Source organism: Aquabacter sp. (assembly GCF_965279295.1).
Taxonomy (GTDB): Bacteria; Pseudomonadota; Alphaproteobacteria; order Rhizobiales; family Xanthobacteraceae; genus Aquabacter.
In genome coordinates this window covers 104,175-122,074 of the sequence record NZ_CBDIHQ010000007.1, presented here as the reverse complement: position 1 = coordinate 122,074, position 17,900 = coordinate 104,175, and the positions used below count along the sequence as shown (strand labels likewise).

The following is a 17,900-nucleotide window of genomic DNA, read 5'->3' as shown; positions in this document are numbered from 1 at the left end:
CGGTTTCTAGTTTTATACTAAAATACGCGGAATAATATTTTGATTATCTCAAGGAGAATGGCGCCAGTTGCTTTTGTGAAAATATCAGAAAGCCACGGGGGAAGGCGCATGTGACCTCCTAAAAGGTTGTATCGCTGAAGTTGCGCACCCCTTATCTCACGGTTCCATATACTTGTAAAGACGATCGCTTCGCGCCGCAATCCGCTTATGCAGATGGACCATCAGCGCGGTGCCGTAGACCGGGGTGATGAGATTGAGGATCGGCACCACCAGCAGCGGCGCGATCAGCATCCCCGCCAGGAACACCGTCACGGCATTTTCCTGCCGCAGCGCGCGGGCGGTGGCGGGGGAGACGTAACGCATGGCCGCCAGTTCGAAATATTCCCGCGACAGCAGATAGGCGTTGGCGACGAAGAACACGAAGATGTTCACGCCGGGAACCAGCAGCAGAAGCAGGGCGACAAGGTTGACCGCCAGCACGAGGGCGAAGAACCGCAGGGAATAGAGGATCGAGCGGCCCACGGGCTGTGGCGTTCCCTGGGGATCGGCGGGATAGCTCGCCTTTTCCACCGCCCCGGCCACATCGTCGAGAAACAGGCCGGCGACCACCGAGGAGACGGCCGGCACCAGATAGAGCGCACCCACCACGCTGCCGATGCCGGCGAGGATGACGAGCGTGGTCTCGATCCAATGGTAGGAGGGAATGTCCACCAGACGGCCCAGCACAACGTTGAGGCCGATGGCGAGCACGATCAGCAGGCCGATGGCGAGCGCCACGGATTTCAGCAGCACCCCGCGCAGCAGCGGGGAGAAGACCTGGCCGAAGGCGGTGAGGGCGGCTGAGAACATGCGTTTTTGAAACCGGCTGAGGGAGGCGACTGCGCAACAGGTGGGTGCGGCCTTCCCCGACCTCAAGGGATTGCCGGCAAATGCCTAAGGCCGTGGTTTCAACCGGAGCGTTCTGGGCGGCTCAAAACCCGAAGGCGGCCTGTGCCGGCGGCGGCGGGCTCAGATCGATGCCTTCCAGCGCCAGCATCCGTGCCTTGGAATCCGAGCCGCCCGGCGCGGAGAACCCGCCCACCTTGCCGCCGGCCGCCAGAACCCTGTGGCAGGGAATGATCAGGGGAACCGGGTTCTTCGCCATTGCCTGGCCGACGGCGCGGGCGGCTTCCGGCCCGGCGCCCAATGTCTTGGCAAGCGCGCCATAGGTGGTGGTCCGGCCCCATCCGACCTGCCGCAGGGCGTCGTATATGCCGGTGAAGAACGCGTCCTGCCCCTGGAGATCGACGGCGAAGCCGGTGAAGTCGATTGGCTCGCCCAGGAAATAGCGCCGCACCGCCGCGATCGCTTCACCAAGGGCCGTAGGCGGGGGGACCGGGCCGCGCGTCCGGGGCCTTGCGCAGCAGCATGCGTTCGGTCGCGGCGGCGCTGTCGGCGGGCAATTGGAAGCGCGTGATGCCCGCGCCGTTCCAAGCGATGCCGCAGAAGCCGCCTGCCGTTTCAAAAACGAAATAGTTCTCCGCGCTCTGGCCCATCCTCACGAGATGGCGCCGGGCAGCGCGGATTTCAACCCGATTTCGCTGCCGGCCCGCTTTCACCTCGCCCCGTGGGGGAGAGGTCGGCTGCGCAGCAGCCGGGTGAGGGGGCTCCGGCATCTCAGGATTGGAGAGGTTTGTCCCCCTCACCCCAACCCTCTCCCCGTCGGGGAGAGGGAGCATGGCGCAGTCCCACGAGCCCCGCCACTGATCCTACTCCGTCCGCTTTCGCAGAGCCCCTGCAAGCGGGAGAGAGAAGAGTCACGGCCTCAGTTGGTGATGCGAACCGGGAAGTCCAGTTGATACACCTTCGCCCCGCCGAACCGCTGGGCGTAGGCGGCCTTGATTTCGCTGAACTTGCCGGCTGCATCCGGCGTATTGGGATTGATGATCACAACAACACGGGTTGCGGCGCTGCCGGTGCCCGTGACGGCCTGTGCGTTGAGCACGGTGATGCCGTCCTTGAAGCGCGGCAGAATGGTATCGGCGACGAAGCGCGTCCATTGCTGGTCGCTCACGCCGCTCCCGTCGGGGCTTTCCAGATCGAAGCGCAACTGTGTCTGAAGCATCACGCTGTCGGCCCAGGGCGTCGCCTGCCAGCCGGGGGTGGGGGTCTGCGCGGTTGCGGCGCCCATGCCCGCGGACAGTGCGACAAGAAGAAACGCGACACTCAGATGGATGCGAACCGGCATTCTTTGCCCCATGGTTTCCGGCACCGTCGCGGACTTGGTCCCCACATGCAAGCCGGCGCGCCGAATTCGCGCTCCGAGCCCTGCGTCGAAAATACGCGAACGAACGTTCGCTCTTGACCGGTTGGTTCGGCGTCACTACCTGAGAGCGAACATTCATTCGCATTATTCTCAGACGGGACGCCGAATGGCCCTGGACGTTTCCTCCGCTCTCGATCATCGCGCCGAGCAGCGCCGCCGGATTCTCACGGCGGCCGTCGCGTGCTTTTCGCGCGACGGATTCCACGGCACGTCCATGCAGCAGATCTGCACCGAGGCGGGGATGAGCCCCGGCGCGCTTTACCGCTATTTCCCCTCCAAGGAATCCATCATCGGCGCCATTGTCGAGGGCGAGCGAGCGGATCGGGCGCAGATGTTCGAGCAGATCGAGCAGGCGCCGAGCCTGATGGATGGCCTCACCGCCAGCTGCGCGGAGATGCTCTCCGGGGACTGCATGCCGTGCGCCAAGCTTGGCCCCGAGATCATGGCCGAGGCAATCCGCAACCCGCATTTGCGCGCCGCGCTTGAGCCGGTGGAGGACGAGACCCGCGCCATGTTGCGCGCCGCCCTGGTGGCAGGGGCGGAAAAGGGAGAAATCGATCCCGCCATCGACCCCGATACGCTGGTGATGCTGCTCCAGGTGATCGGCGACGGCTTGGTCCTGCACAATCTGCTGCACCCCGAATGGAAGCTTGCGGACCGTCTGCCGGCGTTCTCCGATTTGATGCGCCGCATGGTCGCGCCGAGCGGGGAGCGCGGCGCATGACCTCTTCCCATCGCGCCGGAAATTCGACGCATCTTCCCTCTACGGCACGCCCTCATCGTCAACGGAATTCTCTCGCCATGTCTCGCTTTGCCCGCCCGATGGCACTCGCCCTCCTCGCCCTGGGGCTCGCAGGGGGCGGGTCCGCGCACGCGCAGACCGCACCCGCCAAGGAAGGTGCCGGTAAGGAAAGCAGCGCGAAGGGGCTGACCGTCAGCGTCACAAATCCGCAGCGGCGCGCCATGTCGGAGACCTTGCTGGTCACCGGTTCGTTGCTGCCGCGCGAGGAAATTCAAGTCGGCCCGGAGATCGAGGGCTATCGCCTGGAGGCGATCCTCGCCGAGGTGGGAGACCGGGTGGAAAAGGGGCAGGTGCTGGCCCGCCTGTCGCGCGACATGCTGAATGTCCAGCTCGCCCAGAACACCGCCAACGGCGCCAAGGCCAAGGCGGCAATCGCCCAGCAGCGGGCCAATCTGGACCAGATGCTGGCGCAGGAGGCGGAGGCGACCTCCGCCGTCGAGCGCACCCGCCAGCTTCGCAAGACCGGTGTCGCCTCCCAGGAAATTCTCGACGAGCGCGAGCGCGCGGTGAAGGTCGCGTCCGCCCAGGTGGCTGCCACCCGAGAGGGTCTGGCAGCCAGCGAGGCCGACGCCGCGCTGGTGGTGGCACAACGCGACGAAATCGACCTGCGCCTCAAGCGCACCGACGTGAAGGCGCCGGAGGCCGGCATCGTGCTGGCGCGCGACGCCCGCATCGGCTCCATCGTGCTCTCCACCCGCACCGAGCCGCTGTTCCGCATCGCCGAGCACGGCGCCATCGACCTTGATGCCGAGGTGCCGGAAAGCATCATGGCGCGCATGGCGGTGGGACAGAAGGTATCTGTGACGCCCGCCGGCTTCACCACGCCGGTGGACGGTACGGTGCGGCTGATCTCGGCTCAGCTCGACAAGGCCACCCGCCTCGGCAAGGTGAAGATCGCGCTCGCCGACGATCCGCGCCTGCGCCCCGGCACCTATGCGCGCGGCGTGCTGGAACTCGGCCGCCGTGAGGGTCTCACCGTTCCGCTCTCCGCGGTCATGTTCGATGGCGACGGGGCTTACGTGCTGGTGGCCAATGACGGCACCGTGCGCGAGCGGCGGGTCGAGCCGGGCCTGAAGACCCTCGGCCGGGTGGAACTCGTCAGCGGCGTCACATCGGACGATCTCGTGGTGCTGCGGGCGGGCGGCTTCCTGCGCGATGGCGACCGGGTGAACGCGGTCCAGGCGCAAGTCAGCGCCCAGAGCGAGAGCGCGAAGGAAGCCCGCTGATGGCCCTCAATATCTCCGCCTGGGCGATCCGCAAGCCGATCCCCTCTCTGGTCATGTTCGTGGTGCTGACCGCACTCGGCATCGTCCATTTCCGCTCCCTGCCCATCACGCAGATGCCGAACATCGATCTGCCCATCGTCATGGTGACGGTGACACAGCCCGGTGCGGCGCCAAGCGAGCTTGAGACCCAGGTCTCCAAGAAGGTCGAGAACGCGGTCGCCGGGGTCGCCGGCGTCAAGCACATCACCTCCTCGATCTCCGAGGGCACCTCGGTCACCACGATCGAGTTCCAGCTGGAAACGGCGGTGGACCGGGCGGTGAGCGACGTGCGCGATGCCGTCACCAAGATCCGCACCGAACTGCCGCAATCCATCGATGAGCCGCTGGTGCAGCGGGTCGACATCGAGGGGCTGCCGATCGTCACCTATGCGGTGTCGTCGCCCACCATGAATGCCGAGGAATTATCCTGGTTCGTGGACGATACGGTGGCCCGCGCGCTCCAGGGCATACGCGGCGTCGCGCAGGTGAAGCGCGAGGGCGGCGTGGTGCGCGAAATCCGCGTGTCGCTCGACCCGGACCGGCTCATGTCGCTAGGCATCACGGCGGCCGAGGTGAGCCGCCAGCTTCGCGCCACCAATCTCGACGTGTCGGGCGGACGCGGCGAGGTGGGGACGCAGGAGCAGTCGATCCGCACCCTGGCCGGCGCCGCCGACATGGACCAGCTCGGCGACACGAGGATCGTGCTCACCAATGGGCGCTATGTCCGCCTCAAGGATCTCGGCACGGTCTATGACGGGGCGGCCGAACCGCGCACCTTTGCGCGTCTCGACGGCAGGCCGGTGGTGGCCTTCGGCGTCTACCGCGCCAAGGGTTTCTCTGACGTCACGGTGTTCGACCAGACCAGCGCCGGCGTTGCCAAGCTGATGGAGACCAATCCCGGCGTCACCATCTCCCTGATCGACACCACGGTGCGCTACACCAAGGCGGACTACCAGTCCGCCATGCACACACTGATCGAAGGCGCGATCCTCGCGGTGATCGTGGTGTTCCTGTTCCTGCGCGACTGGCGCGCGACGCTGATCACGACGCTCGCCATCCCGCTGTCGATCCTGCCCACCTTCTGGATCATGGACATGCTGGGCTTCTCCCTCAACGGGGTGAGCCTGCTGGCGATTACGTTGGTGACCGGTATCCTGGTGGACGATGCCATCGTCGAGATCGAGAACATCGTCCGCCACATGCGACAAGGCAAATCGCCCTATCGCGCGGCCATCGAGGCGGCGGACGAGATCGGCCTCGCGGTGGTGGCGACCACGCTCACCATCGCCGCCGTGTTCGTGCCGGTGTCGTTCATGGGCGGGATCGCGGGACAATATTTCAAGCAGTTCGGCATCACGGTCGCCATCGCCGTGCTGTTCTCGCTCGCCGTGGCGCGGCTCATCACGCCGCTGCTGGCGGCCTACTTCCTGCGCGATACCGGGCACCGCGAGACCGGCGACGGCTTCATCATGCGCGGCTACGTGCGGCTGCTCGGCTGGTGCGTGCGCCACCGCTTCGTCACCATCGCCATGGGGTTCGGCGTGTTCGCGGGCACGATTTTCCTGTCGACCCTGCTGCCGTCGGGCTTCCTGCCGGTCAACGACATCTCCCGCTCCATGCTCACGGTGGAACTGCCGCCGGGCACCACCTTGTCGGAAACCCAGCGGGTGTCGGACCGCATCACCGCGCTCATGCTGAAGCAGCCCGAGGTGGCCGCCGTCTATGCCACGGGCGGCAGCGGCGGGCAGGGCGGCCTCGCGCTTCTGGCGGGCGAGGTGCGCAAGGCGCAATTGGTCGTGAACCTGAAGCCGCGCGGCGAGCGCAGCTTAACCCAGAAGGAATTCGAGAGCCGGCTTTACGGCACGTTGGCTGACATGCCCGACATGCGCTTCACCTGGAGCCAGGACGGGCAGAACGCGCAGCGCGGCTTCTCGGTGATCCTCTCCGGCAATGACGGGGCGGCGGTGGAGAAGGCCGCGCTGGCGCTGGAAAAGGAGGTGCGCGACCGCGTGCCGGAACTCTCCAATGTGGTGTCCTCGGCGGCCCTCGACCGGCCGGAAATCCGCATCGTTCCCAAGCTTGACCAGGCGGCGGAACTGGGGGTGTCGGTCAGCACCATCGCGGAGACGGTGCGCATCGCCACCATCGGCGACGTCACCGCCAATCTCGCGAAATTCTCCGCCAAGGACCGGCAGATCGACATCCGCGTGCAGATGGACGAGAAGGCGCGCGGCCAGCTGTCCACCTTCGACGCCATCAAAGTGCCGACCGCGACCCCGGGGGTCTCGGTGCCGCTCTCCTCGGTGGCCGACATCGAGTTCGGCAAGGGGCCGACCGCGCTGGATCGCTACGACCGTGCGCGCCGCATCGCGGTGGAGGCGGATCTGGTCGGCGGTGTCCCGCTCGGCACCGCGCTGGAAGCGGTGAAGGCGCTGCCGGCGGCTAAAAATCTGCCGGCGGGCGTCAGCCTCAAGGAAGCGGGCGACGCGGAAATCATGCAGGAGGTGTTCACCGGCTTCGCCATGGCGATCGGCGCAGGGCTGATGCTGGTGCTGGCGGTGCTGATTTTGTTGTTCGCGGACGTGCTTCAGCCCATCACCATCCTGATCTCGCTGCCGCTCTCCGTGGGCGGCGCGTTCATCGCGCTGCTGCTGACCGGCAATTCGGTCTCGCTGCCGGTGGTGATCGGCTTCCTGATGCTGATGGGCATCGTCACCAAGAACGCCATCCTGCTGGTGGATTTCGCGGTGGAATCCATGGCGGCGGGACATGATCGGTTCACGGCGCTGATCGAGGCGGGCCGCAAGCGCGCGCAGCCCATCGTCATGACCACAATCGCCATGGCCGCCGGCATGGTGCCTTCCGCCCTGGCGCTCGGGGAGGGCGGCTCGTTCCGCGCCCCCATGGCCATCGCGGTGATCGGCGGGCTCATCGCCTCGACCGTTCTGTCGCTGGTGTTCGTGCCGGCGGTGTTCACGGTGATGGACGATTTCGACCATCTGCTGGGCCGGGTGTTCGGCCGCTTCATCGGCAAGAAGGATGAGGCGGAGGACGGCCACGCGGCGCCGGTTCACGCCGCCGACGTGCCCCATAAGACCCTGCCGGGGGTACCGCGCCCCGCAGAGTGAGGCCATCGCCCCAGCAGTTCAGCCAGGGCGATGGAGGCTTCAGCGCAGCCCGCCGGAGGCGAACAGATCTTCCCCGGTGATCCAGGCGGAATCCTGCGATGCCAGGAACACGGCGACCGATGCGATGTCGTGGGGCTGTCCGATCCGCCCCAGGGGGGTCTTAGCGACCATCATCGCTTCCATGTCGCCGCCGATGACGCCCGCTGTATGGGTGCCCTCGGTCTCGACGCCGCCGGGGCTGAGGGTATTTACCCTGATCTTCTTCGGCCCCAGCTCGGCTGCAAGCGCCTGGGTGATGCCCATGACCGCCGTCTTGGTTGCTGTGTAGATCGAGGCGCCAGGCATCCCCATGCGGGTAATGCCGGAGCCGATATTGATCACGCTGCCGCCATCCGCCCCAAACTGCGCGGCCGCGGCCTGCGTGGCCAGAAGGAGGCCCAGCACGTTGGTGTTGAACTGGCGGTGAAACTCGCCCTCGGTCACCTCTTCGAGCGGGGCGAAAGCATATACGCCCGCATTGTTCACCAGGATGTCGGCGGTGCCGAACGCCGCCTTGGTCTCCGAGAACAGGCGTGTCACGTCGGCTGATTTGGCGACATCCCCCTGGACGGCGACGGCCTTGCCGCCCGCTTGCTGGATGTCTGCGACGACGCGGTCGGCACCCTCGCGGCTGGAGGCATAATTCACCACCACCGCCGCGCCTTCGGCCGCGAGGCCTTTCGCGATGCCCGCGCCGATACCCTTGGATGCCCCGGTCACCACGGCGACCTTGCCTGTCAGCTTGCCCATGTCACGTCTCCATACTTCTAACGGTTAGATATTTCGATAATCATCGAATTGTAGGGGACATTTAGACAGACATCTAATTATTGCAAGGGGTGCTCCGCTCGGAAGGTGGAGCGTCGTGCCGGGAGGTTTCAGATCTGGGAGAGGCGTTCCAGATAGGCGTTCAGCACGTCGCGCTGGATCACCAGATTCGCGAACTTGCCTTCGCGGACGATCTCAATGAGCCCAGCGCCTTCAAGCTCTTTCACATGATGGGAGATGGTGGCGGCGCTGACCCGGTGCGCGGAGACCAGGGCGCTGCACGGCATGGATTCACCGGTGCAGCCGATCTCCTTCAGCATCTGGTAGCGGCGCGGCTCCGCCAGGGCGCGGGCGATCCGCGCGAACTGCTGGTCGGTGAGCTGGATTTTCTTGGCTTCAGCCATGGTTTTGAACAATGCCGCGAGGAAGATCGCGTGGAGAGCGCACATTACGCTGGAGGATGATGCCCTCCATATTAGGATGGTGCCGGCCTTTAACAATGTGGCCCGGTGTCGTGTCCCCCCTACGTTTGGCGCAGAGCTGACCCGCGCGTCACCTCTTGACGCGTTCGGCAAAACGAACAATATTCCGCTCAACGGAATTTCTCCGAGAGACGGGTGCGGCCATGACGTGCTGCTTGTGTATGCGAATGTGATTGCGGCCGCCTGACGCCGCGCCTTTTGCCTTTCCCGTACCCCCACGGCCTCGATCTGACACCGCCCTGCCTCTCGCGCCGGGCCAGCGTCATCGACGAAAGCCGGAGATGAACGTGAACGCCCATTTCCCTATCCTCACGTCCGCGACGCCCATCGGCGCCGGCAGAGGTGCAGCTTTGACAGACCCCATCATCCGCTTCGAGCATGTGGGCAAGACCTTCCAGGCCCGCCGTGGCACGCCCGAGGTGGCGGCGCTGGAGGACGTGGATCTTGCCGTGCCGGAAGGCGCCATCCTCGGCGTCATCGGCCGCTCGGGGGCCGGCAAGTCCACCCTGATCCGCCTGGTCAACGGGCTGGAGCGCGCCACATCCGGCCGCATCACCGTCGACGGCACCGACATCACCGCTTTGTCCGAGCCCGGCCTGCGCGAGGCGCGCCGCTCCATCGGCATGATTTTCCAGCACTTCAACCTGTTGGCGCGCCGCACCGCGTTCGAGAATGTGGCGCTGCCGCTTGAGATTGCCGGCGTCTCCGGCCGCGAGGTCAAGGCGCGGGTCGAGCCGCTGCTGGATCTCGTGGGCCTCGCCGACAAGCGTGATCGCTATCCCGCAGAACTCTCCGGCGGGCAGAAGCAGCGGGTCGGCATCGCCCGCGCCCTCGCGACCCGCCCTCGCGTCCTGCTTTCGGACGAGGCGACATCGGCGCTGGATCCTGAAACCACCAATCAGATCCTCGCCCTGCTGCGCAAGGTGAATGCCGAACTGAACCTCACCGTGCTGCTCATCACCCACGAGATGGCGGTCATCAAGGCGGTTGCGGATCGCGTGGCGGTGCTGGATGGCGGGCGGATCGTCGAGGAGGGCTCGACCTTCGAGCTGTTCTCCCGGCCGCGCCATGCCACCACACGCTCCTTCATTTCCGCCATCACCGGCTCCGGCCTGCCGCCCTATGTGGCGGCGCGGCTGAAGCAAGGGTCGGCGCCCGGCGGGCAGGCGCTGGTGCGCATCGTGTTCACCGGCGACCATGCGACCGATCCGGTTCTCTCGCGCATTTCCCGCCTGCTCGGGGTGGATGTGAACATCATCCAGGCCCAGGTGGACGAAATCGCCGGCGAGCCGTTCGGCGTCATCGTGGTCGGAATACCGAACGACAGCGTCACCGTGGCCGGCGTGCTGAACGCGGTGGAAACCCTCGGCCTCAGCGCGGAGGTGCTCGGCCATGTTTAATTTTCTCACCCCGTCCATGGTCGACCTGCTGATCAACGCCACTCAGCAGACGCTCTACATGGTGGCCGTCGCCGGCCTGATCGGCACCGCCATCGGCCTGCCGCTCGGCGTGTTCCTGGCCACCAGCCGCTCCGGCGAATTGTTCGCCGCGCCCTGGCTCAACCATGCGCTCGGCCTTGTGGTGAACGCCGCGCGCTCCACCCCCTTCATCATCCTGGTGGTGGCGATCATCCCTTTCACGCGGCTGATCGCGGGCACCTCCATCGGCACCGAAGCGGCCATCGTGCCGCTCACCGTGGCGGCCGCGCCCTTCATCGCCCGTCTCATCGAGGCGGCGATCCGGGAGGTGGACCAAGGATTGGTGGAGGCGGCGCGCGCCATGGGTGCGAGCCCGCTCCAGATCGTCGCCAAGGTGCTGCTGCCGGAGGCGCTTCCCGCGATCACGCTGGCCCTGACCCTCGCGGTGGTCAGCCTCATCGGCTACTCCGCCATGGTCGGCGCGGTGGGCGGCGGCGGCCTTGGGGATCTTGGCATCCGCTTCGGCTATCAGCGGTTCATGCCCGAGGTGATGGCCGCCGTGGTGGTGGTGCTGATCCTGCTGGTCCAGGCGGTGCAGAGCGCTGGCGACCTGCTGGCCCGCCGCCTCGACAAGCGCAACCGGCAGGGCTGAGCCCATCGACCATTAAACCCCTTCCCGATTGCGGAGGAGGGCGGGGAGGGGGCGACGTGCTGCCTTCCCAACAATTTTCCCCTCCCAACCCTCCCCCCCGCAAGCGGGAGAGGGCTCAAACTTCAAGGAGACTTCCCATGACCTTTCGTACTCTTCTTGCGGGAGCCGCCATCGCGCTGCTCGCTACGGGCGCGTCCGCCGAGACCATCAAGATTGGCGTCACCCCCGGTCCGCATGCGCAAATCCTGGAGGCTGTGAAGCCGATCGCGGCCAAGAAGGGCCTCGACATCCAGATCGTCGAATTCTCCGATTATGTCGTGCCAAACACCGCACTTGAGGCCGGCGAGCTTCAGGCGAACTCCTTCCAGCACCAGCCCTATCTCGACAATCAGGTGGCCGATCGCGGCTACAAGATCGTCTCGGTGGGGACCACGGTGAACTTCCCGATCGGCATCTATTCCAAGAAGTTCAAAAGCGTCGACGACCTGCCCGCCGGCTCCACCGTGGCGATCCCCAATGATCCCACCAATGGCGGGCGTGTGCTGCTGCTGCTGAAGGACAAGGGCTACATCAAGCTGCGCGACGGCGTCGGCTTCAAGCCGTCGGTCGCCGACATCACCGACAACCCGAAGAAGCTGAAGATCGTCGAGATCGACGCCGCCCAGCTTCCCCGGTCGCTGCCCGACGTCGCCGCCGCCGGCATCAACACCAATTATGCCAAGGAAGCCGGGCTCGACCCGGTGAAGGACCCGATCCTGCGCGAAGACCCCAAGGGGCCTTACGTCAACGTCATCGCCGTGCGCGTGCAGGACAAGGACAAGCCCTGGGTGAAGACCCTGGTGGAGAGCTATCAGTCCCCGGAGGTGAAGGCGTTCATCGACACCACCTTCAAGGGCTCGGTTCTGCCGAGCTGGTGAGCCGCTTTTCGGCTCACTTGCCTCCCCATAACTTGCCTCTGACTCACTTGCCTTCGAGGCGCGCGACCAGGGTGGCGCGCGCCTCGTCTAGCACGGTGTCGTAATTCTCACTGAGGCGTTCGCCCACGGCGACTTCGAGCGCGGCGCGCAGCGTCCAGAGCGAGGCGCGTTCCGCCGGATGCTCCAGCGTCTGCGCGATCGAGTCCAGTTCCGGGTCGTCCATGCGGCCGAGCAGGTCCAGCAGCACCACGGCGGCATCAGAACCAAGCGAAATCAGGATCTCGGCGTGCGGCGCGGGCGTGTGGTCTTGGCTGTCGGTCATGGCCGATCCTTCTGTTTTCTGATTGGCCGGCCAAATCCCTTGGCGCGACGATTGTTCAGCGCCGGGCGACGATGAACAGGCGCGGGAAGGCGAGCAGCACCTTGCCGTCCGTGCGTGGCTTGTAGCGGGTCGCGAGCCTGGCCTGATAGGCGGCGATGAAATCCGCCCGCTCCTGGGCATCCAGCGGGTCGAGGAACGGGCGCAGGCCCGTGCTTTTCAGCCACTCGACGATGGCGGGCACCCCCGCGAGCGGGTGCTGATAAATGGTGTGCCAGATATCCACCCGCGCCGCATGGGGCTTCAGCAGGTCATAATAGGCCTCCACCGAGGGCAGCGTCGGGCGCGTGCCGGTGGCCTCGGTGAGCTTGCCGGCCCACGGCCCGTCCAGCGCCGTGTCGCGCATGAAGGCGTGGGAGGGCTGGTCGAGATTGTCGGGCACCTGCACCGCGAGCACGCCGCCGGGAGCGAGCAGCGACATCAGCCGTGGGAACAGGGTCTCGTGATCGGGCACCCATTGCAGCACGGCATTGGCGAAGATCAGGTCCGCCGGTCGCTCCAGGGTGAAGCTGGTGGCGTCGCCCAACTCGAAGCGCAGGCGGGGCAGGCGCTTGCGCGCGGTCGCCAGCATGTCGGGGGAGGTATCGATGCCGATGGTTTCAGCATCAGGAAAGCGTTCCGCCACCAGTTCGGTGGAGTTTCCCGGCCCGCAGCCGAGGTCGACGGCAAAATCCACGCTGGCGAGCGGCACTTGCGCCAGCAGATCGCGCGAGGGGCGGGTGCGCTCGTCCTCGAACTTCAGATACTGGGCTGCGTTCCAATCCTCGGCCATGGGTCCACCGTGTTCTTATTTATGAGGAGAGCGGATAGGCCGCTTCTACCAGATAGGGACCCCCGCCCACGGAATCGCGCGAGGAAAACAGCACGAAGCGGGGCACGACGAAGGTGGGACTGCGGAAATAGCCGCGCGTCGCGAGATAATCCGCCACCTGCCAGCTTGAGGCATCGCGCAGCCGGGCAAGCGTGACGTGCGGCTTGTAGGAGCGATCCGGGGAGAAGCCGAGGCGCTGCATGATGCGTTCCTGCTCGGCTTGAAGCTCCATCAGCGCGGGATTGCTTCGCACTGCCGCGAACACCGAGCGCGGCTTGTGCCCGCCGAACTGGTCAAGCCCGCCCAGCGAAAGCTCGAATGCCCGCCTGCGCACCTGTCCCAGCCCGTACATGACCTCGCGCGCCAGCACGTCGTCCACGTCGCCGACGAAGCGCAGGGTGATGTGGTAGTTTTCCGGGTCGATCCAGCGTGCGCCGGTCAGCCCGCCCCGCAGCATTGAGAGGTCGGAGCCGATCTGGCTCGGAATTTCGATGGCTGTGAAGAGCCGCGGCACGGGCGCCTCCATCTTAAGCCGGCAGGCCGAGTTCGGATCCAGGATCGGGACCCAGGCCGGCCCGCGTCCAGGGCTGGTGCTAGTGAAAAGGATTCGCGCCGCGCTGGGAAGCGGGCGCGGGCATCCTCAGCGCAACGGTACGTAGATCTCCACTTCCAGTGCCTCCGGCGGGGTCGTCACCGGGTCCGTCTTGTAGCGTTCGACATAGAGATCCTGCGCCTCGATGTTGCGCGCGTCGAGATAATTGGCCACCGCCTCATAGGTGTTGTCCATGTCGGCGAACGAGCCCTTGTGGACGAACTTCAGCGCCCGCCCGCTGTAGGAGGCGCCGAGCGCAACCCCGCCCTGCGGCTTCTCCGTGGTGGCGCCTGAGAACGGGATCTGCGCCTCGAATTCAAAGCCGGCATCGTCACTGGAATTATAGGCGACCATGACATCGCCCGCCCGCTGGAGCCCCATGCGGTCCAATTCCGCGGTGATGGCTTTGAGCGCCGCGACGATGGCGTCGAACCCGTCCGACCAACTGGCGCTGCCGGATTTCGTCAGCACCGGCATGGGGTTGAGCACCACCTGTTCGCCCGAAATGGCGTCGGGATGCTGCGGCGTGGCGGGCGCCGCGTCCGCCGGGTCGGGCGGAACAGGCTGAACCGGCGCGGTCTGCGTCGGGCCGGGGTCGACCATGGTCGGCGGGCTCAGGGGAGGGGCAGCGGCGGGGGCATTCTGCGCCACCCCCTGGGCCGACCAGAGCACAATCGCCGACGCGCAAATGCCGCGTACCAGATCACCGAACGTCATGTCGCCGTCTTTCGCCGCAGGCCCCAAGCCCTATTTAGCATGTTCTGGCCCATCGGGTATCGAGCGCCAAGGGGGGTGGCGTGCGACCCTCTGCCCGCCATATAAGGCACGAAAGCCGCTTCCCACAGGGGGCGGTGAAGCCCGAACGCTCGCGCCCCTTGAGGACGCCGCGTCAACCCCTGCGCGATGACCTGCCGCCATGGCCAGCCTTGCGGACCGCCGATTTGTGAAGATGAACGGGCTCGGCAACGAGATTCTCGTGCTGGACCTGCGCGCCGACCCGGTGGAGGTGACGGCTGAGGCCGCGCGCGCTTTGGCGCGGCCCGGCGTGCTGCCGTTCGATCAGGCGATGGTGCTCTATCCCCCCCGGCGGCCGGACACCTCCGCCTTCGTGCGGATTCTCAATTCCGATGGCTCGGAAGCGGGGGCCTGCGGCAACGGCACCCGCTGCATCGCCGCCCTCGAGGCCGAGCTGACCGGCAACCGCCATCTCCTGTTCGAGAGCGCCGCCGGCCTGCTGGATTGTGTGGTGCAGGCGGATGGTACTGTCACCGTGGACATGGGCGCGCCCCGTTTCGGCTGTCGCGATATCCCGCTCGCCCGCGAACTGGACACCACCGCCCACGACATCGCCGGCTATGAGATGCTCGGCCCCGCGAGCTTCGTCAGCATGGGCAATCCCCATGCGGTGTTCTTCGTGCCGGATGCCGACGCTGTCGATGTCGAAGGGGTGGGCGCCGCGCTGGAGCACGACCCACTGTTTCCCGACCGGGCCAACATCTCGTTCGCGCAGATGCTCTCCCGCGACCATATCCTGCTGCATGTGTGGGAGCGCGGCGCCGGCCGCACCCGCGCCTGCGGCACGGCCGGCTGCGCCACGGCGGTCGCCGCCGCCCGCACCGGTCGCGCCGGGCGGATGTCGCGCGTGACGCTGCCCGGCGGCGACCTGCTGATCGACTGGCGCGAGAGCGACGGCCATGTGCTGATGACCGGCCCCGTGGCGCACGAATTTGCCGGCGTTCTCACCCCCGCCATGCTGAGCGAAAAGGCATGAACGCGCCGGTGGAGATGGTCACGTTCGGCTGCCGGCTCAACACGCTGGAATCCGAGCAGATGCGCGCCGCCGCCATCGCCGCGGGGCTGGAGCGCACCATCATCGTCAATTCCTGCGCCGTCACGTCCGAGTCGGTGAGCAAGGCGCGTCAGACCATCCGCCGGCTGAAGCGCGAGCGGCCCGATATGCGCATCGTCGTCACCGGCTGCGCCGCCCAGACCGAGCCACAGACCTTCGCCGGCATGGCCGAGGTGGACCGCGTGGTGGGCAATTCCGCCAAGGGTGCGCCCGCCACCTGGCAGGCGGCCCGCGCCGCGCTGGATTTCGGCCTCGCCGGTGAAGAAAAAGTCGTGGTGGACGACATCATGGCGGTGCGCGAGACCGCCCCGCACATGGCCCACGCGCTGGACGGGCGCACCCGCGCCTTCGTGCAGGTGCAGACCGGCTGCGACCATCGCTGCACCTTCTGCATCATCCCCTATGGCCGGGGAAATTCCCGTTCCGTGCCCATGGGCGAGGTGGTGGCGCAGGTGCGCGCGCTGGTCGAGGCGGGGCAGGGCGAAGTGGTGCTGACCGGCGTGGACATCACCTCCTACGGCGAGGGCCTACCCGGCGCGCCGACCCTCGGCCGGTTGGTGCGCACCATCCTGCGCCTCGTGCCGGAGCTGAAGCGCCTGCGCCTCTCCTCCATCGACAGCGTGGAGGCGGATGCCGATCTGATGCGGGCGCTCGCGGAGGAGGAGCGGCTGATGCCGCATCTGCATCTCTCGCTCCAGTCGGGCGACGACATGATCCTGAAGCGCATGAAGCGCCGCCATTCTCGCGCGCAGGCCATCGCCCTGGTCGGCGAGATGCGGCGGCTGCGGCCGGATCTCGTCTTCGGCGCGGACCTGATCGCCGGCTTTCCCACCGAGAGCGAGGCCATGTTCCGGAGCAGCCTCGACATGGTGGATGCCTGCGGCCTGAGTTTCCTGCACGTTTTCCCGTTTTCCCCGCGCGCCGGCACCCCGGCCGCCCGCATGCCCCAGGTGCCGCACGCCGTGGTCAAGGACCGGGCCCGCCGCCTGCGCGAGAAGGGCGCGGCAGCGCTGCGCCGCCATCTCAGCACTGCCGTGGGCGCGCGGCGTTCGATCCTGGTGGAGGCGGACGGCACCGGCCACACCGAGCATTTCACGCCTGTGCGTCTCTCCCGGACAGCCGCGCAGGGCACCATTCTCGACCTGCGCATCGCCGGCCACGACGGCGCGCGGCTGATCGCGGCCTGACCCATGACAGATACGCCCCCCCCCGAGAAAAAAGGCTTCTGGCGCCGCCTGACGAATTGGGGCGCCGACGAGCCGAGGCCCGCCGAAGGTGTGACCCAAGAAGCTGCGCAGGAGACCTCTCTCGATACGCCCGAGCCGGCGCCTGTCCCGCCGGCCGTCGATGTGCCCGAGGACGCGGCGCCTGCCGTCGCGGAGGTGGAGGTTTCAACCGCACCGCCCGACGTGCCGGACGAAGCGGAGCCCGCCGCCGTGCTCGATGTGCCGATGGAAGACGCGCCGCCTGCGGAGCTTGAGCCCGTCGTCCTGCCGGCCAAGTATGACGCGCAGATCGCGCCGGCTGAACCGGCGCCCGCCCCCGAAAAGCGCAGCTTCTGGAGCCGGCTTACCAGCGGCCTTTCGCGCACGGCCTCAAGCCTCACCCAGGGCATCACCGACCTCGTCACCAAGCGCAAGCTGGATGCCCAGACGCTGGAGGATCTGGAGGACATCCTGATCCGCGCCGATCTCGGCACGGCGGTGGCCGCGCGCATCGTCGAGCGGGTCGGCAAGGGCCGGCACGACAAGATGATCGCGCCCGAGGAGGTGAAAAGCCTGATCGCGGCCGAGGTGGAGACCATTCTCAAACCCGTCGCTCATCCCCTGGTGATCGACCGCTCGCAAAAGCCGTTCATCCTGCTGATGGTGGGTGTGAACGGTTCCGGCAAGACCACGACCATCGGCAAGCTGGCCTCGCAATGGCGCGCCGAGGGGCTGAAGGTGATGCTGGCCGCCGGCGACACGTTCCGCGCCGCCGCCATCGAGCAGTTGAAGGTCTGGGGCGAGCGCACCGGCGCCGCCGTGATCTCCCGCGCGCCGGGGGCGGACGCGGCCGGCGTTGCCCATGACGCCATCACCGAGGCGCGGGCGGCAGGGGCGGATGTGCTGCTCATCGATACTGCCGGCCGTTTGCAGAACCGCACCGAACTGATGGCGGAGCTGGAAAAAGTGGTGCGCGTGGTCCGCAAGCTCCAGCCGGGCGCGCCCCATGCGGTGCTGCTGGTGCTGGACGCCACGGTGGGCCAGAACGCGCTGTCCCAGGTCGAGGTGTTCAAGAAAGTCGCCGGTGTGACCGGGCTGGTGATGACCAAGCTCGACGGCACGGCGCGCGGCGGCATCCTGGTCGCCATCGCCGAGAAGCACACCTTGCCGGTGCACCTCATCGGCGTCGGCGAAGCAGCCGACGACCTCCAGCCCTTCGCCGCCCGAGATTTCGCCCGCGCCATCGCCGGGCTGGACTGACAGGCGCCGGATTTTTCCGGTTGGTTTT

Annotated in this window: 17 protein-coding genes and 1 pseudogene; 9 read left to right on the top strand and 9 right to left on the bottom strand. The window is 66.8% G+C overall.

Annotation, left to right across the window (positions count from 1 at the left end):
• Positions 1 to 156: 156 nt before the first annotated feature.
• From ADADO0_RS02540 to ADADO0_RS02530, 3 genes and pseudogenes are all read right to left on the bottom strand, one after another.
• Positions 157 to 849 (bottom strand): sulfate transporter family protein, encoded by a 693-nt coding sequence (locus ADADO0_RS02540; RefSeq protein WP_511303512.1) that lies wholly within the window; start codon positions 847 to 849, stop codon positions 157 to 159.
• Positions 850 to 970: 121 nt separating this feature from the next.
• Positions 971 to 1,535, bottom strand: a pseudogene (locus ADADO0_RS02535) (methylated-DNA--[protein]-cysteine S-methyltransferase).
• A gap of 269 nt (positions 1,536 to 1,804) precedes the next feature.
• Complete coding sequence (locus tag ADADO0_RS02530; protein WP_511303511.1) at positions 1,805 to 2,227, bottom strand: DUF3574 domain-containing protein; 423 nt, start codon at positions 2,225 to 2,227, stop codon at positions 1,805 to 1,807.
• Between the two features lie 184 nt (positions 2,228 to 2,411).
• On the opposite strand from ADADO0_RS02530, the gene ADADO0_RS02525 reads away from it, so the two are divergent.
• The 3 genes from ADADO0_RS02525 (at position 2,412) to ADADO0_RS02515 (ending at position 7,500) form a co-directional block, all read left to right on the top strand.
• Positions 2,412 to 3,029, top strand: coding sequence for a TetR/AcrR family transcriptional regulator (locus ADADO0_RS02525; protein ID WP_511303510.1), 618 nt, complete (start codon positions 2,412 to 2,414; stop codon positions 3,027 to 3,029).
• Between the two features lie 77 nt (positions 3,030 to 3,106).
• A complete protein-coding gene (locus ADADO0_RS02520; RefSeq protein WP_511303509.1) occupies positions 3,107 to 4,333 on the top strand; it encodes an efflux RND transporter periplasmic adaptor subunit in 1,227 nt (408 codons plus the stop codon).
• Positions 4,333 to 7,500 (top strand): efflux RND transporter permease subunit, encoded by a 3,168-nt coding sequence (locus tag ADADO0_RS02515; RefSeq protein ID WP_511303508.1) that lies wholly within the window; start codon positions 4,333 to 4,335, stop codon positions 7,498 to 7,500. Before ADADO0_RS02520 ends, ADADO0_RS02515 begins: the two co-directional genes overlap by 1 nt.
• Positions 7,501 to 7,539: 39 nt before the next feature.
• Here ADADO0_RS02515 and ADADO0_RS02510 read toward each other — a convergent pair whose 3' ends face one another.
• A complete protein-coding gene (locus tag ADADO0_RS02510; RefSeq protein ID WP_511303507.1) occupies positions 7,540 to 8,289 on the bottom strand; it encodes an SDR family NAD(P)-dependent oxidoreductase in 750 nt (249 codons plus the stop codon).
• 128 nt (positions 8,290 to 8,417) lie between these two features.
• A complete protein-coding gene (locus ADADO0_RS02505) occupies positions 8,418 to 8,711 on the bottom strand; it encodes an ArsR/SmtB family transcription factor (protein WP_511303506.1) in 294 nt (97 codons plus the stop codon).
• A gap of 359 nt (positions 8,712 to 9,070) precedes the next feature.
• On the opposite strand from ADADO0_RS02505, the gene ADADO0_RS02500 reads away from it, so the two are divergent.
• The 3 genes from ADADO0_RS02500 to ADADO0_RS02490 all read left to right on the top strand — a co-directional run bounded on the left by ADADO0_RS02500 (position 9,071) and on the right by ADADO0_RS02490 (position 11,776).
• Complete coding sequence (locus ADADO0_RS02500; RefSeq protein WP_511303505.1) at positions 9,071 to 10,189, top strand: methionine ABC transporter ATP-binding protein; 1,119 nt, start codon at positions 9,071 to 9,073, stop codon at positions 10,187 to 10,189.
• Positions 10,182 to 10,859, top strand: a complete 678-nt coding sequence (locus ADADO0_RS02495) for a methionine ABC transporter permease (RefSeq protein WP_511303504.1) — start codon at positions 10,182 to 10,184, stop codon at positions 10,857 to 10,859. The genes ADADO0_RS02500 and ADADO0_RS02495 overlap by 8 nt, the downstream gene beginning before the upstream one ends.
• 137 nt (positions 10,860 to 10,996) lie before the next feature.
• Positions 10,997 to 11,776, top strand: coding sequence for a MetQ/NlpA family ABC transporter substrate-binding protein (locus ADADO0_RS02490; RefSeq protein WP_511303503.1), 780 nt, complete (start codon positions 10,997 to 10,999; stop codon positions 11,774 to 11,776).
• 43 nt (positions 11,777 to 11,819) lie between these two features.
• Here the strand turns inward: ADADO0_RS02490 and ADADO0_RS02485 are convergent, their stop codons facing one another.
• From ADADO0_RS02485 to ADADO0_RS02470, 4 genes are all read right to left on the bottom strand, one after another.
• Positions 11,820 to 12,098: a hypothetical protein gene (locus ADADO0_RS02485; RefSeq protein WP_511303502.1), complete on the bottom strand. Its 279-nt coding sequence runs from the start codon at positions 12,096 to 12,098 to the stop codon at positions 11,820 to 11,822.
• Between the two features lie 55 nt (positions 12,099 to 12,153).
• The gene (gene tam / locus ADADO0_RS02480) at positions 12,154 to 12,927 is read right to left on the bottom strand and encodes a trans-aconitate 2-methyltransferase (RefSeq protein WP_511303501.1); all 774 of its coding nucleotides are present in this window, start codon (positions 12,925 to 12,927) and stop codon (positions 12,154 to 12,156) included.
• Between the two features lie 19 nt (positions 12,928 to 12,946).
• Positions 12,947 to 13,480: an RNA 2',3'-cyclic phosphodiesterase gene (gene thpR, locus ADADO0_RS02475; RefSeq protein ID WP_511303500.1), complete on the bottom strand. Its 534-nt coding sequence runs from the start codon at positions 13,478 to 13,480 to the stop codon at positions 12,947 to 12,949.
• A 126-nt stretch (positions 13,481 to 13,606) separates the two neighbouring features.
• The gene (locus tag ADADO0_RS02470; RefSeq protein ID WP_511303499.1) at positions 13,607 to 14,275 is read right to left on the bottom strand and encodes a GyrI-like domain-containing protein; all 669 of its coding nucleotides are present in this window, start codon (positions 14,273 to 14,275) and stop codon (positions 13,607 to 13,609) included.
• 199 nt (positions 14,276 to 14,474) lie between these two features.
• Between ADADO0_RS02470 and dapF the strand changes: the two genes are divergently transcribed.
• Genes dapF through ftsY form a run of 3 tightly spaced genes read left to right on the top strand, consistent with a single transcriptional unit; the run spans position 14,475 to position 17,872 of the window.
• Positions 14,475 to 15,329 (top strand): diaminopimelate epimerase, encoded by an 855-nt coding sequence (gene dapF, locus ADADO0_RS02465; protein ID WP_511303498.1) that lies wholly within the window; start codon positions 14,475 to 14,477, stop codon positions 15,327 to 15,329.
• The gene (gene mtaB, locus ADADO0_RS02460; RefSeq protein ID WP_511303497.1) at positions 15,326 to 16,594 is read left to right on the top strand and encodes a tRNA (N(6)-L-threonylcarbamoyladenosine(37)-C(2))-methylthiotransferase MtaB; all 1,269 of its coding nucleotides are present in this window, start codon (positions 15,326 to 15,328) and stop codon (positions 16,592 to 16,594) included. Before dapF ends, mtaB begins: the two co-directional genes overlap by 4 nt.
• Before the next feature lie 3 nt (positions 16,595 to 16,597).
• Complete coding sequence (ftsY, locus tag ADADO0_RS02455) at positions 16,598 to 17,872, top strand: signal recognition particle-docking protein FtsY (RefSeq protein WP_511303496.1); 1,275 nt, start codon at positions 16,598 to 16,600, stop codon at positions 17,870 to 17,872.
• Positions 17,873 to 17,900 lie beyond the last annotated feature (28 nt).

Bases quoted from the DNA above. Each gene is read 5' to 3' on its own strand.
- ADADO0_RS02485 (WP_511303502.1), bottom strand. From the start codon at position 12,098: ATGACCGACAGCCAAGACCACACGCCCGCGCCGCACGCCGAGATCCTG.
- ADADO0_RS02530 (WP_511303511.1), bottom strand. From the start codon at position 2,227: ATGCCGGTTCGCATCCATCTGAGTGTCGCGTTTCTTCTTGTCGCACTG.
- ADADO0_RS02505 (WP_511303506.1), bottom strand. From the start codon at position 8,711: ATGGCTGAAGCCAAGAAAATCCAGCTCACCGACCAGCAGTTCGCGCGG.
- ADADO0_RS02525 (WP_511303510.1), top strand. From the start codon at position 2,412: ATGGCCCTGGACGTTTCCTCCGCTCTCGATCATCGCGCCGAGCAGCGC.
- dapF (WP_511303498.1), top strand. From the start codon at position 14,475: ATGGCCAGCCTTGCGGACCGCCGATTTGTGAAGATGAACGGGCTCGGC.
- ADADO0_RS02490 (WP_511303503.1), top strand. From the start codon at position 10,997: ATGACCTTTCGTACTCTTCTTGCGGGAGCCGCCATCGCGCTGCTCGCT.
- tam (WP_511303501.1), bottom strand. From the start codon at position 12,927: ATGGCCGAGGATTGGAACGCAGCCCAGTATCTGAAGTTCGAGGACGAG.
- ADADO0_RS02515 (WP_511303508.1), top strand. From the start codon at position 4,333: ATGGCCCTCAATATCTCCGCCTGGGCGATCCGCAAGCCGATCCCCTCT.
- ADADO0_RS02500 (WP_511303505.1), top strand. From the start codon at position 9,071: ATGAACGTGAACGCCCATTTCCCTATCCTCACGTCCGCGACGCCCATC.
- ftsY (WP_511303496.1), top strand. From the start codon at position 16,598: ATGACAGATACGCCCCCCCCCGAGAAAAAAGGCTTCTGGCGCCGCCTG.
- ADADO0_RS02520 (WP_511303509.1), top strand. From the start codon at position 3,107: ATGTCTCGCTTTGCCCGCCCGATGGCACTCGCCCTCCTCGCCCTGGGG.
- mtaB (WP_511303497.1), top strand. From the start codon at position 15,326: ATGAACGCGCCGGTGGAGATGGTCACGTTCGGCTGCCGGCTCAACACG.
- ADADO0_RS02540 (WP_511303512.1), bottom strand. From the start codon at position 849: ATGTTCTCAGCCGCCCTCACCGCCTTCGGCCAGGTCTTCTCCCCGCTG.
- ADADO0_RS02510 (WP_511303507.1), bottom strand. From the start codon at position 8,289: ATGGGCAAGCTGACAGGCAAGGTCGCCGTGGTGACCGGGGCATCCAAG.
- ADADO0_RS02470 (WP_511303499.1), bottom strand. From the start codon at position 14,275: ATGACGTTCGGTGATCTGGTACGCGGCATTTGCGCGTCGGCGATTGTG.
- ADADO0_RS02495 (WP_511303504.1), top strand. From the start codon at position 10,182: ATGTTTAATTTTCTCACCCCGTCCATGGTCGACCTGCTGATCAACGCC.